The following is a 13,788-nucleotide window of genomic DNA, read 5'->3' on the forward strand; positions in this document are numbered from 1 at the left end:
TCGCTAAGTTTTTAGCTGCTTTTATGGGCTCCCTCCATATCGGAGGGAGCCCATTTTTTGTGCTTTTTGAAGCTGTGGGATGCTCCGTCAAGGACGCGAGAAAAGAGAAAAATTACGATTGAATAGCGCCACGATTAGGGTATTTATTAGAGACATATAACACTTATCTATAAGTTAAGGCGAGCACAGGGTAAACACAGGCTTGCACGGGAATCTAGATACTACAAAGAACGCACAGCCCGAAGCTGAAGAACAGACAGCAAAGAGCACCGCGAACATCACGACACGATACCTGGAGCACCCAATGACTATTCTGACCATGGCGATTGCCGATGCCATAGCCATCGCAGCTCTCTGCACCCTCTACATGGTGCGGCACCGCAACCGCGAACTGATGATTTCCTACGCGGTCATCAACGCCGGCATCTTCACCGTCTCGGTGGCGCTGGTATCCGCCGGATCGAACGCATCCGCTATGGGTATGGGCCTCTTCGGTGTCCTGTCGATTATCCGATTGCGTTCCACCGCCCTGAGCCAGCGCGAGGTGGGTTACTACTTCGTAGCCCTCTCGGTCGGCATGATCGCAGGTGTGAACATTAGCCCGGCGTACATCGCCTTCGGCCTCATGGCTACCCTGGTCGCCCTGATCGCGATTCTCGACTCGCGCAGCACCCCGGTCTCTACCGATCAGACTCAGGCCGTCACCGCCGATCGTGCGATCAGCGACGAGGAAGAGCTCAAGGCATACCTGAGTGCTCGCCTGGGTTACACCGTCACCTCGGCGAAGATCACCGAGCTGGACATGGTGAACAACCTGACCCGCGCCACCGTCACCTACCAACCCAAGGAAACCACCGAGGGCGGCACCCCCGCGGCAGTGGAGACAGCACCGGCTAACGCAGCACCGATTGCGGCTCAGCCTGTAGCCGCTCAGACGGTAGCATCGCAGGCTCCTGCGGCCTACCCGGCAGCACCTCAGGTTCCCACCGCCGAGGCGCACACCACCCTGGACACCCGGATGGTTCCGCTCCAGCGCACCCCGGTAGGCAAGTAAGACCAGCCGGTATAAAAGCCTCCGATTCACTCTAACTGCACAAACATCTCCGATACCCACGACACGCCGCCCCCAGCGCACAGCACGCAGGGACGGCGCCCCAGAAGGACGAAGACCCATGACTAACGCAGCCGCAAACATCATCCCCGCAGAGTGGAAGAGCATCAGCCTCGAAGCCATGAACGAGAAGGCAGCCATGCAGACCCGCGTGGACCGCAAGTACATTGTCGACGCAGAAACGGCCGCCAAGGTACTCTCCACGCTCGGCGCAGATGCCTCCGTCATGGAAATCGATGGCCAGCGCGACTTCGCCTACGACTCGGTCTACTTCGACACCCCGCAGATGCAGAGCTACCACTCGGCAGCCTACAGCCGCGATGACACCTTCAAGATTCGTACCCGTAGCTACCTGGACTCGGAGCTGACCTTCCTGGAGGTCAAGACCGACGGTGAGCAGGATATGACCGTCAAGAAGCGTATCCCGTACACCTTCGAGAACCGCGATACGCTTACCGTGGAAGGCCACGAGTACATCACCGCAGCACTCGGCGATATTCTCGCCGGCCCCGTGCACAAGCTGGAGGCGGTTCTGACCACCGGCTACCGCCGTACCACGGTCTTCCTGCCGCAGAGCGAGAAGAACCCGGTCGCCTCCCGTATGACCGTAGATAACGCCCTGACCTGGACCCCTCTGTCCGAGAACATCCTCATGGCGGGCGTGAACTACCGTAACTTCCACGGCAACCTGGTTGGCACCACCTACGGCCTGCCGAACGCGGTCATCATCGAAACCAAGTCCGGCGTGGAGCCTTCCGTGGCAGATCAGCACCTCTGGGATGCGGGCATCACCCCCGCGAAGATTTCCAAGTTTGCAACCGGTATGGCGGCGTTGAACCCGCAGCTGGCAAGCAACAAGTGGGAAGAAACCCTGAAGAACTGGATGCACCTGGAACCGGTCAATGGCACCCGCCTGAACGTGGATGACATGACCGAAGAGGACTACCAGAAGCTGCTGACCGAGCGTTTCGCAGCCGCCTAAAACGGCAATCTGGCTATAACAACAATCTGGATGCGCGGGTAGGGTAGCGCACCTACCTTACCCGCGTCCCCAGCCCCCTAACCTATACCCCCGAACCAAGCACAACATCGGCCTTATTCGCCCCACACAGGCAATAACCGCTCTCACACATATTCACATTTCACATACGTCTTACCCCTGTGGCGCTGGCTCTACGCGAGTGGTCACCCAAACACAAAGGAAAACCCGTGAAAAAGAGCAATATGATTAAGAGCGCAACCTCCATTACCCTCCTGGCAGCCCTGGCGTTGACCGGCTGCTCGGCAACCTCGGCATCGAATGCCAGCGCTTCGAGTGCAATCAGTACCTCCGCTTCGAGCACTTCGGGCACCACGTCGAAGGTGGCAGACTCCTTCTCCACCGACGTGAAGAGCGGAGCGAAGCTCGCCGAGGACACCCACTACTCCGCGAAGGATCTGACCTGGGATTCCTCCAGCGAAGTTACTATCGATCTTTCTAACCCGACCGCGACCGACGGTGTGACCGTCAGCGACGGCGTCATCACCATCACCAAGGCGGGCAACTACAAGCTCACCGGCACCTACGATGGCCAGATTAAGGTTGATGCAGCCGACAGTGACATGGTCCGCCTGATCCTGAACAACGCGACAATCACCAACTCCACCGGTGCAGCTATCAACGTTGTTGAGGCGGACGAGGTCGTCATCTACACCGCATCGGGTACCACCAACACCGTCTCTGACGGCTCCTCCTACTCGGATACCGCCAGCGGCAGCCCCGACGCAGCTATCTACTCCAAGAGTGACCTGACCCTGGCGGGCGAAGGCACCCTGAAGGTTGAAGGTAAGTACGAAGAGGGTATCCACACCTCTGACGGCCTGGTCATTGCCTCCGGTACCCTGGAAGTGAACGCGGCAAACACCGGCATCAAGGGTAAGGACTACGTCGATATCCTGGACGGCACCATCACCGTGACCGCAACCAAGGACGGTATCAAGGCAACTAACGACACCGACGGCAACCGCGGCTGGGTACGCCTGAGTGGCGGTACCGTGAACATCTCTGCAGGTGATGACGGTTTCAAGGCTGAGCGCGTGCTTGAAATCTCCGGCGGTACCCTGAACATTACCAAGGCGAACGAGGGTATTGAGGCGCAGTACATCAACATTCTGGACGGCACCGTGAACGTGACCAGCTCGGATGACGGTATCAACGCCTCGTACAGCACCACCTCGACCAGCACTGAGCCGACTACTGCAACCTCGACTAAGCAGAGCGCGCAGAATGGCCAGAACTCTGCACCCCAGGCGCCCAGCGGTAGCGCAGGTCAGGCTCCGGCAGGCGGTCAGGCACCCTCCGGTACCATGGGCCAGCCCCCGGCTGGCGGTGGCGCAGGTGGCGGCATGGGCGGTGGCGGCAGCACCTTCGAGGTGGTCGACGCAACCATCAACATCTCCGGCGGTACCGTCACCGTGAACGCGAACGGCGACGGCATCGACTCCAACGGTACGGCAACCCTCTCCGGTGGCACGCTGATCGTGAACGGTCCCTTCACCGGCGGTAACGCATCCCTGGACACCAACGGCAACCTGCTGCTCAACGGCACGACCGTGGCCGCGGGTAACTCCGGTGACATGTTCGAGGCGCCCGCGACCAACTCCACCAGCGGCTACGTGAAGATCAGCAACGTATCGAACCTGAGCGCAGGCACCACCGTACAGGTGACCGACTCCTCCGGTACCGTGGTGGCGAACTACAAGGTGGCTAACTCCAGCACCACACTGATCCTGGTCTCCAGCTCCAAGATCACCAAGGGCGAGAGCTACACCGTGTACACCACCACCGATAGCGTGGATGCCTCCAGCACCACCCTGGCTTCTAACGCCACCTCGCTGGGCTCCTTCACTGCAAGCTAAGCGGCAGGAGTGCCCCTCAAGCTCCGTGCTGGATGTCATGACCGGCACGGTACCCTCTCCGAACCCGGTCTTGTGAGTGAGCCGGAGGCAGAGACACTCACCCCGCATCGGATGTAGTGATATATCCGGTGCGGGGCTACGTGTTATATAGGGAGTGTGGCGGCTGGGGTAAAAAAGCTGCGGGTGCAAAATAAAACGGTTGTTCCGGTGCGAAGAAGTGCTCTGATACGCAAAATAGGTGCCGTTGAGCGAGACATTCAGGGCTGAAACAGGGTACTCTATAGTGTAGTAAAGACTGTTGAACGATCCGAGAGCGATGCGCCGCGCGTGCTGTTCGCCTCGGACAGGATGAAAGAGGGGGTCACGCCATGGGGCGCGGCCGTCAGAAGGCTAAAGCAACAAGGCAGGCTCGGGAGATGAAGTACTTCAGCCCCGAGACCGACTACAGCGCACTCGAGCGCGAGCTCAGCAGCGCGAAGAAAACGAAGTCCTCCGATTCGTCCCGCCGTCGCTATGACGACGAGGACGACTACTCGGCATACGCAGAAAAGTACGCGTCTTACGAGGATGAGGCATAAAGAATACGCGGAATGATTCGGTGCATATCGACCGAGCGTATTTCATAGATGATGAACCGGCTTGAGGCCCCGCACGGGGTGCTCAGCCGGTTTTTTCGTGCCCGCAGTTTTTGAGGATGCACTCTCAGGTGTGTGCGCGAGGACAGGTTGCCCACCGGGTTCTCAATTATGTGGAGTACAAAGCCAATACACATGTTTATACACATATATGCATAGCGCCATCTGGTAATAAAGCATAGGCAGTAATAAAAAAGTTTGGAATGAATAAGCATACATAGCTTCTGCACAGCTTAGTCATGCCTGGCGCAGAGAATAGACCGGCATTCTAGAGACATGAACAACGAACAGAACATGACTCAGAGCATTGACCAGGCAACCCAGACCGCAGCAGAACAAGCTAACGCAGCGCAAACCGCAGCAGAGCAGAAGCTAGCCAAGAAGAAGCTCACCCGTCGAATCTTCATCGGCGGCGGCCTCGGCGCACTCGCAGTAGTCGGCGGCGGCGCAGGCTGGGCCTACAACCGCTACCTGGCAGAGCACACCGAAATCGAAGACACCACCGCCTACGAGGCGGCAGCAGCTCAGGCAAACGCAAGCGCCTCCGGCTCCGCCACCGCAGATCCCACCGAACTGACCGGCGTGAAGGTCAACGGCCAGAGCCTCACTGCTAACGAAGGCTCGATCACCATCACCTCCAACACCACCGGCAGCGGCTCGGATGCGGTCGTCTCCTTCGTAGCAGACATCAAGCTCGACAATGCAACCCTGCTGCGAAGCGCCTTCGCCAACAACAAGTTCGGCCAGAACATCATCGACACCCCCTCGAACATTGCCTCCGAACACAACGGCATCTGGGCAATCAACGGCGACTATTACGGCTTCCGTACCACCGGCATCGTGATTCGAAACGGTGTTGTCTACCGTGACTCCGGCGCTCGCGAGGGTTTGGCCTTCTACCGCGACGGCTCCGTCAAGCTCTACGACGAAACCGCAACCAACGCCCAGACCCTCGTCAGCGAGGGTGTGTGGAACACCCTCTCCTTTGGACCCGCACTGGTCAAGGACTCCGCAATCGTCGACGGCATCGACAGCGTCGAGGTGGACACCAACTTCGGTAACCACTCCATCCAGGGCAACCAGCCGCGAACCGGTGTGGGTGTGCTCGGCACCAACCACCTGGTCTTCATCGTGGTCGACGGCCGCTCCACCAACTACTCGCGTGGCGTGACCATGCCCGAGTTCGCCCAAATGTTCAAGGACCTCGGCTGCGTGAGCGCCTACAACCTGGACGGTGGTGGCTCCTCCGCCATGGTCTTCAACAACAAGCTGGTCAACCGCCCGCAGGGTGGCACCAAGGAACGTAGCACCAGCGACATCCTCTACATTGCAGGGAGTGCATCGTGATTATCCTGATACCCGCCTATAAGCCGGACCAATCACTGGTCCGCCTTGCCCGGGCCCTGCGCGAACAGGACCCTGCCGCCGAAATCCTCGTGATTGACGACGGATCCGGTAGCACCTACGCACCCATCTTTACCGAACTGCGCATCGACGGCGTGACCGTGCAGACCCACCCCGCCAACAAAGGCAAGGGTGCGGCACTGCGCACCGGCATCGCCTGGGCGAAAGCAAACCGCCCCGGCGAGGTCATCGTCACCGCCGACGCGGACGGCCAGCACCTACCTCGGGATATCTTCCGTGTGGGCGTGCGCACCGAAACCGCCGCGGTGGCAGGTCAGCGGAGCATCATCCTCGGCGTGCGTACCAAGCCCGACCCAAACGCCGGCGAAGAAGGCACCAAGGTGCCGCTGCGCTCCAAGATTGGCAACAGCACAACCGTAGGCTTCTTCGCCCTGGCGACCGGCGCTCGCGTGGCAGATACCCAGACCGGTCTGCGCGGCTTCACCCCGCAGATCCTGGACTGGCTGTTGCAGATTCCCGGCGATAAGTACGAGTACGAGTTCTCCATGCTGCTACGCGCAACCCGCGCAGACGTGGAACTGGTGCAGGTGCCCATCGTGAAGGTCTACGAGCCCGGCAACCCGACCAGCCACTTTAGGCCTCTGCAGGATTCGGCGCTCATTTACGCACCGCTGCTTGCCTTCTTGGCATCGTCTTTCCTGACCGGCTTCCTCGTGGATGCTATCGCCCTCTTCGTCCTGGTGGGCATGGGCGCTCCGCTACTGGCAGCCGTGGTCGGTGCGCGTGTCATCTCGGCGCTGACGAACTTCACCGTCAACCGAATGCTCATGCACGACGGAGGCGCACGCCCCTCGGCATCCTCCTCGCTGGTACGGTACACCGTGCTGGCGGTGGGTATCCTCGCCGCCAACGCGGCCCTGATGGAAGCTTTGACCGGCCTGGGTGCATCCCTGCTGGTCGCCAAGATCCTGACCGAACTGATTCTGATCCCGATCAGCTTCGCGGTCCAGCGCCGCTGGGTCTTCCTGCCCACCCAGGGTCAGGAAAAGCCGCGAGAGAAGGCAGTAGCAACCAACGCCCCCTCGGGTCTGCATGCGGTCAGCTACGAGTCCGCCCGCATGGAGGCTGCCGGTATTCGTACCGGTGCGCGCGCCTCCCAGGTACGCCCCTAGCTCGCTTACCCTAGCCTCCAACAGGCTCGGGGCGTACCCAAAGATTTCTCCCACCTGTCGGTCGTGAGGGTGGGTGGGAGAAGCAAGCTGCAGCACCAAAAGCCGCAGCGTTTCTGTTCACGAAAAGCCCCCGCTGAGAAAACTCAACGGGGGCTTTTTGTATGTGGCATCCTTCAGAAGCCTATTGGCTCACCGGCTTCCGAGCTGGCAACATGCCGATTACTGACCGGGAATCAGGCCGTGAGCAGTAATCAGGAACGGCGGGTTGTGGTTAACAGCCGGGTTAGTCACGTAACCAACACGAGCCGCACGGGTCGGGTGCTTGGGTGCACGCTTCGGCCAGGGCTTTGCCTGCGGGTTCGGGTCCTTCTTGCCCTGCACCATAGCCAGTGCGCTCGCGGCGTTCACAATGCCGGAACCGCAACCGTTCACATCGCAGGTGAGTGGCTTGGAGCTCTGCTTCAGAATCTGCTTTGCACGCTCAGCGTTCAGCGAGGGATCCACGGACTTCATTAGAGCAATCACGCCAGCAACCTGGGGTGCCGCCATGGAGGTGCCGTCGTACTCGGTGTAGCCCGCACCCTTGGAAACGGTGGTGCCCAGGTCCACGGTGGACATGATGCTACTGCCGGGGGCGCTCACATCAACAAGCTTGCCGTAGTTGGAGAAGTCGCTACGCTTACCGTTCTGGTCGGTAGCGCCCACCACGATCGAACCGCCGCAGTTAGCCGGAGCGACCTTGGAAGTGTCCTGACCATCGTTACCAGCAGCGACAACGAGAATCGCGCCGCGCTTGTTCACTTCAGCAATAGCCTTGGAGTAGGTTGCGGGGCAGGTGCCTTCGCCGCCGAGGGAGAGGTTAATGATCTTGGCGGGGTTGGAGTTCGCAGGAACGCCTTCAACGGTGCCGCCGGCTGCCCAAACCATTGCATCCGCAATGTCGGAGTCGTAGCCGCCGCACATGCCCAGGGCACGCACGGGCAGGATCTTGGTGGAGGGTGCCACGCCGACGATACCGCGCTTATTGTTCATAATCGCCGCGATGGAGCCGGCAACGTGGGTGCCGTGCCAGTTCGACTCGCTTGCCTCTGCATCAGCACCGCAGACGCCCGCTTCTTCCCAGTTGCCCTGGTCGGTCGGGTCGGAGTCGCGGCCGTTGCCGTCACGAGCAATGGAGGGCTCGGTGATGAAGTCGTAGCCGGGCAGGACGTTAGCGTCCAGGTCGGGGTGCTTGACGATGCCGGAGTCAATCACAGCAACGGTCACGCCGGCACCCTGGGTGGTCTTCCACGCTTCGGGGGTAGCCAGACCCTTGGTGCCGTGCAGGTTCCACTGCTGCGGGTAGAGGGTGTCGTTCGGCGCCACAACCTGGTTCGACGCCTGGGCAGCCTGGGCTACCTGAGCGACCTTGGAGTTTGCGGCGGTACGGGTGCGTGCGTTGGAGCGGCGCAGCAGGTCGGGCTCAACCGACGCGACGGAGGGGTTAGAGCTCAGCGCCGCCATGTACTTCTCTGCCTGCTCCGCGGTGAGCTTGGAGGAGAGAGTCACCACGGTTGCCTTCTGAGCGGTGGTGCGTACGTAGCTGGTCTTGATTTTGAAGAGGTCATCGACGCTCTTCACCTCGGAGGTGAGACCCTGGTAGAGGCCGTCGTTCCAGGTGGCAACCTGGGTGCCTGCGGGGCTTGCCCAGTTGATGCCACCTGCGTTCAGAGCGCTATCGGTGTAGGTGATAACGAATCGGTTGAAGCCTGCCTTCTGCTGTGCGGAGCTGAGGGAGGAAATGGTGGTGTGCGCCTTGGCGCGCTCGGCTCCGTTAGCCTTGGCGGGTGCCGCGAAGGATGCGGGGGCGCCCAGGGTCGTGACGAGTGCTGCGGCGGTGCCCAGGCTCAGCGCGGTGCGTGCGACACCGCGCGCTGAGGGGTGAGTGGTAAAAGACATCGGGGTCCTTTGCGTATGTGAGTGCCGGAAGCGGCAAGTGGGTTGGTCATCCACTCACATAAATGCACCTTCGAGAAAATATTTGCATTCTTTTGCATATTTGCTTGTGAGGAGCGAATAGAAAAAGAAAATGCACATCACTGCATTGATGTGTATTTTTCTCTAAACCCCCGTGCGGGAGTTCATCGGAAGTAGTTTATGTGGTGAGATATCGCTATCCTAGCACCTTTTTCTATGTTTGGCGGGGCTAAAACTCGATAGTGTGGCGTAAATAATGAGATTTTTCTTTCATGTAAATGCAGATAAAGAAATGCCTAGTCGGAATATTCTCGCGACTTAAAGTAGTGATTTAAGTTTTACTCATCTATGCATAAAATGACATGCATCACAAAGGTTATTTTATTCATAAAGTAACTGAAAAAGGGTGCTAGAGTATCTCACGGTGCGTACCCGTGCACGCACATTGTGGAACCACTTCACAGCACACACAATGCACCAACACCTCACTCTTCCGTATTCACTCGTACCGAGTACACACACCTCACTCTGCGCCCTCAACGCGAGTCGGCAACGCTACGCCGCATCGTGCGCACCCGGTACCACTCACCTCAAGGACGTCCATGCTTCGCATTGCTCGCCCCTCGCAGGCACGCTCCTCACAGCGTTCCCTGCTGAGCTTCGTCACCGCAACCTGCCTGCTCTCGGCAAGCGTGATCCCCGCCGTGGCGGCACCCACCGCGCAGGCTACCCACGCAACCCAGGCTTCTGTGGCGACACAGGCTTCTAACACCACCCAGTCCGCGCCCGTGGCATACAACCGCTTCATCATCACTTACACCGATGAAGCGAAGAACGCCGCCTCCACCGATGCCACCGCAGACCAGATTGACTGGTCCGCAGCCGCCGGTACCCAGCAGGCAACCTGGAGCGACGCACTCTACGCGGGCATCACCTCCGAGGTGCAGAGCATTGACGAGCTGCTGAACATTAAGACCAGCTACGTCCGCTCCACCGCGCTGGATGCCAGCGTGGTCACCACCTCCGCGGAGCTCACCCCCGCTCAGGCCCAGCAGTACATGGACGCCCTGAGCGCGAACTCCAAGGTCGCCTCCGTGTCGCCCGATATGCGCCGCTACGCCACCGTGGACAACACCTCGGAGACCGTCAAGATTAACGACCCGAAGATGAACCGCATGTGGTCCCTCACCGGCGAGAAGGGCGTCTCCGCTCTGGAGGCGTGGGGCACCACCCGCGGCAAGGGCGTGACCGTGGCGGTGCTGGACTCCGGCATTACCGCCCACCCGGACCTGGACGCTAACGTGCTGCCCGGCTACGACTTCATTGCCGAATCGGCGTTCTCCAATGACGGCGACGGCCGCGACTCCGACCCGACCGACGCCGGCAACTGGACCGTAGATAACCAGTGCTTCACCGGTTCGAAGGCGACCGCCTCCGACTGGCACGGCACCCACGTGGCGGGCACTATTGCCGCTATCGCGAATAACAACGAGGGCATTGCCGGCGTGGCACCCGAAGCGAAGATTGTGCCCGTGCGCGTTCTGGGCGCCTGCGGTGGCTTCGACTCGGACATCACCGACGGCATTATTTGGGCTGCCGGTGGTAGCGTGCGCGGCGTTCCCGCAAACCAGAACCCCGCCCAGGTCATTAACATGTCCATCGGTAGCGAGGGCACCTGCACCACCCCGTACCGCCAGGCGATTGCCCAGGCGAATAAGCGCGGCTCCAGCGTGGTTGTCGCTGCGGGTAACAATAACTTTGACGCGTCGAAGTCCAGCCCCGGCAACTGCGAGGACGTCATCACCGTGGGCGCGACCGATAAGAACGGCAAGCGCTCCTACTTCTCTAACTACGGCTCCCGCGTGGACGTGAGTGCCCCCGGTGGCGACCGCCGCTACTGGGGTGGCGGAATCCTCTCCACCCTGAACGCTGGCAAGACCGCTCCCGGTAAGGCTGACTACGCCGAGTACCAGGGCACTTCCATGGCGGCACCGCATGTTGCCGGTATTGTGGCGCTCATGAAGTCGGTTGATCCGAAGCTGACCTACGCTCAGGCGAAGAAGGTTCTGCAGTCCACCTCTCAGGGTGTTGAGTGCGACCAGTCTGCGTGCGGTTCCGGCATTGTGAATGCGGCGCGCGCGGTTCAGCAGGTCCGTTCCGACCGTGAGGCTGCGGATGCCGCCGCAGCTGAGGCGGCACGTAAGAAGGCTGAGGAGGAGGCCGCACGTAAGAAGGCGGCCGAGGAAGCGGCCCGCAAGAAGGCTGAAGAGGACGCTAAGCGTCAGCAGGCTCCCGCGCCTAAGGCGACCCCGGCTCCGAAGACTAACCGTCCGGTGACCCGCCCGTCCCGCCCGGTGACTCGCCCCTCGTACCCGTCGCGTCCGCGTCACGGTCACACTCCGCGTTACCGCTCCTGGTACGGTTCTTCTGCGAACACCTACCCGAGCAGTGGTTACTTGGGTTTCGCTTCCGGTAATCACCGCTAGTCGAAACTCTTTTTAGATACGAAAAGCCCCCGATGATTTCTCTCATCGGGGGCTTCGCTATGCCCGTGAACCGGGTCTGTCTACGCTACGGGTAGCTTAGTGCTGATCGTCTGCTTCGCGGGGCTTCTGTGCGGGGTTGGTGACCAGCGGCTCGTCCTGGGTGACGGGCTCGGCGTCACCGTTCAGGTCTTGGACCTGGGCGTCTTCGGGGATTTCCATGGCGGGTGCGCCGGGAATTCGGTCGTAGTCGCCGGTGAGGGTCTCGCCGTTGGTTCCTGCCGCCTGCGCTGTTGCGGTAGTAGTTGCCTCTGTAGCTTCACCGGTATCGTCCGCAATCTTGGTGTTAGATGCTCCGGCGCTCAGGCCCTTAGAAATGATCTTGCGCGGTCGCAGATAGGTCACCCTGCCGTTCGCGTCCAGGTTTCCAGCCTTTTTCGCCAGGTTGAAACTGTTGATAATGCCGCGGCTGCAGAAGACCTTGTCGCATTTGATGCGATTACCTCCCGCGAGGGTGAATGCTCTCTCGACCTGCTGAGTGGTCATGGAGGTGCCGTTGACCAGCTGCTGCGCCAGGAGTGCGGAGACGTGCGGCGCCGCCATGGAGGTGCCGCTCTCGTAGACGTAGGTGAACTTGGTGTTATCCGGGCGGTCGAGGCTGTTCACGGACAGGGAGAGGATGTTCTCACCGGGTGCGGAGATATTGACCCTCGTGCCGTAGTTGGAGAACGACGCTCGCTTGCCTTCCTTGGTGGTTGCGCCAACCGTGATGACGCCCATGCAGTTGGCGGGCGCGTACTTGGATGCTTCCGTGTTGCCGTTACCCGCCGCGGCGACCACGAGTGCACCCTTGGAGCGTGCAATGTCGATGGCGCGCTGGTAGGCGGCGGGGCACCGGGTTACGGTGCCGATGGACATGTTGATGATCTTGGCGGGGTAGGTGTTGTCCGGCACGCCGTCAACGTGTCCGCCGGCTGCCCAGATAATCGCGTCGGCAATGTCGGAGGTGCGGCCACCACAGCGGCCCAGCACGCGCACGGGCTGCACGCGGGCGAGGTCGGCGACGCCGACGATGCCCATGCCGTTGTTACCGCGGGCACCGATAATGCCCGCCACGTGGGTGCCGTGCCAGGTGGAGGTGTGGGCGTTCGCCTGGTCCTTGCAGAGGTTGTAGGGTGCGTAGTCGCCTTCATCCAGGGGGTTGGGATCGCGGCCGTTGCCGTCGCGGGCGCTGAGCGGGTCGCTGACGAAGTCGTAGCCGTTCGCCATGCCGGTGACCAGGTCGGGGTGCGGCACGTAGCCGGTGTCGAGCACGGCGACCTTCACGTTTGCGCCGCGGCGCAGGCGAGCGTTACCGGTGTTCTGCACGCCGGTGGTGGGGTTGGTGAGGTTCCACTGCTTGCTGTACTGCGGGTCGTTGAACTGGAAGGTGATGTCGCCTTCTGCGGCGGGGTAGTTGATGTAGTCGGGCTCGACGGATGCTACGTCCGGGTCGGAGGCGACCTTCGCCATGAACTCCTTTGCCTCGTTTTTGTTGAGGGTTTTGGAGGTCTGGATGACGGCGTCATCGGTGGAGGTGTTGTGCAGGAACTTGGTATCGACGTTCAGCGCTTCGCTGACGACCTCGACAGTGTCCATGATGTCGTCAACAATGCCGCGGACTGCGTCCCAGTCGCCGTCGCGCTGCATTTTGCGCTGCTTGGCTTCCTTGGTGTAGGTGACGATGAATCGGTCGAACACCTGCTGGGGGAGCGTACCGGGCGCCGCCGCGGTGGGGGTGTTGGGGCGTGCCGCGCCGTTGCGCGCGAGGGTGAGGGGGCTGACCGGGCCTTCGATCTGGGGTGCCGCCTGAGCTGCTGCCAGGATGGCTTCGTCGCTGGGTGCCTGCGCGAGGACGGCGGGCAGGTCACCTCCGAAGAGGATGGCGCCGGCGGCGAGCAAGCTCAGTGCCGCGCGTGCGGGGCGCTTGCGGCGGCGGTTATCGGTGCAGGGGCGAGGAGGTGTTTCGGTGCGCTGCGCGCCGATGTATGGAAGCCTCATCTGGTTCTCCTGATGTAGGTGGTATGCGGACTGTGTGATGTGTACTGGTGTTTCCGTCTGTAGGTGCACGAGGTGCGGATAGGGTTTTTACGGGGCGGCAAAAGGGGTCTGATTTTGGGCGCGCTGAA

General features: G+C 60.9%; 9 protein-coding genes. 7 read left to right on the plus strand and 2 right to left on the minus strand.

Annotated features, from left to right (window positions below; all coding sequences use genetic code 11):
* Window positions 1–304 precede the first annotated feature (304 nt).
* The 6 genes from O3649_RS00065 (at window position 305) to O3649_RS00090 (ending at window position 7,181) form a co-directional block, all read left to right on the plus strand.
* Window positions 305–1,054: a DUF4956 domain-containing protein gene (locus O3649_RS00065; protein ID WP_070634925.1), complete on the plus strand. Its 750-nt coding sequence runs from the start codon at window positions 305–307 to the stop codon at window positions 1,052–1,054.
* A gap of 118 nt (window positions 1,055–1,172) precedes the next feature.
* Complete coding sequence (locus O3649_RS00070) at window positions 1,173–2,093, plus strand: polyphosphate polymerase domain-containing protein (protein WP_070641853.1); 921 nt, start codon at window positions 1,173–1,175, stop codon at window positions 2,091–2,093.
* Window positions 2,094–2,320: 227 nt separating this feature from the next.
* Window positions 2,321–4,009, plus strand: coding sequence for a carbohydrate-binding domain-containing protein (locus O3649_RS00075; RefSeq protein WP_371572212.1), 1,689 nt, complete (start codon window positions 2,321–2,323; stop codon window positions 4,007–4,009).
* A 368-nt stretch (window positions 4,010–4,377) separates the two neighbouring features.
* On the plus strand, window positions 4,378–4,587 hold the full coding sequence (locus O3649_RS00080) for a DUF3073 domain-containing protein (RefSeq protein WP_005504588.1): 210 nt from the start codon (window positions 4,378–4,380) through the stop codon (window positions 4,585–4,587).
* A 333-nt stretch (window positions 4,588–4,920) separates the two neighbouring features.
* Entirely contained in the window at window positions 4,921–5,991 is a 1,071-nt protein-coding gene (locus O3649_RS00085) for a phosphodiester glycosidase family protein (RefSeq protein WP_371572214.1), read from the plus strand.
* Entirely contained in the window at window positions 5,988–7,181 is a 1,194-nt protein-coding gene (locus tag O3649_RS00090; protein ID WP_314849529.1) for a bifunctional glycosyltransferase family 2/GtrA family protein, read from the plus strand. Before O3649_RS00085 ends, O3649_RS00090 begins: the two co-directional genes overlap by 4 nt.
* Before the next feature lie 219 nt (window positions 7,182–7,400).
* On the opposite strand, the gene O3649_RS00095 is transcribed toward O3649_RS00090, so the two are convergent.
* Window positions 7,401–9,119: a S8 family peptidase gene (locus O3649_RS00095; RefSeq protein WP_070630002.1), complete on the minus strand. Its 1,719-nt coding sequence runs from the start codon at window positions 9,117–9,119 to the stop codon at window positions 7,401–7,403.
* Between the two features lie 620 nt (window positions 9,120–9,739).
* Between O3649_RS00095 and O3649_RS00100 the strand changes: the two genes are divergently transcribed.
* A complete protein-coding gene (locus O3649_RS00100) occupies window positions 9,740–11,623 on the plus strand; it encodes a S8 family peptidase (RefSeq protein ID WP_371572217.1) in 1,884 nt (627 codons plus the stop codon).
* A gap of 96 nt (window positions 11,624–11,719) precedes the next feature.
* Here O3649_RS00100 and O3649_RS00105 read toward each other — a convergent pair whose 3' ends face one another.
* Window positions 11,720–13,660, minus strand: a complete 1,941-nt coding sequence (locus tag O3649_RS00105) for a S8 family peptidase (RefSeq protein WP_049353908.1) — start codon at window positions 13,658–13,660, stop codon at window positions 11,720–11,722.
* Between the last annotated feature and the right edge of the window lie 128 nt (window positions 13,661–13,788).

The organism is Rothia sp. 27098_8_29 (genome assembly GCF_041432785.1).
Taxonomy (GTDB): domain Bacteria; phylum Actinomycetota; class Actinomycetes; order Actinomycetales; family Micrococcaceae; genus Rothia; species Rothia mucilaginosa.

Excerpts from the sequence above, each read along its gene's own strand:
- O3649_RS00065 (WP_070634925.1), top strand. The coding sequence starts at position 305 with ATGACTATTCTGACCATGGCGATTGCCGATGCCATAGCCATCGCAGCT.
- O3649_RS00070 (WP_070641853.1), top strand. The coding sequence starts at position 1,173 with ATGACTAACGCAGCCGCAAACATCATCCCCGCAGAGTGGAAGAGCATC.
- O3649_RS00080 (WP_005504588.1), top strand. The coding sequence starts at position 4,378 with ATGGGGCGCGGCCGTCAGAAGGCTAAAGCAACAAGGCAGGCTCGGGAG.
- O3649_RS00085 (WP_371572214.1), top strand. The coding sequence starts at position 4,921 with ATGAACAACGAACAGAACATGACTCAGAGCATTGACCAGGCAACCCAG.
- O3649_RS00095 (WP_070630002.1), bottom strand. The coding sequence starts at position 9,119 with ATGTCTTTTACCACTCACCCCTCAGCGCGCGGTGTCGCACGCACCGCG.
- O3649_RS00100 (WP_371572217.1), top strand. The coding sequence starts at position 9,740 with ATGCTTCGCATTGCTCGCCCCTCGCAGGCACGCTCCTCACAGCGTTCC.
- O3649_RS00105 (WP_049353908.1), bottom strand. The coding sequence starts at position 13,660 with ATGAGGCTTCCATACATCGGCGCGCAGCGCACCGAAACACCTCCTCGC.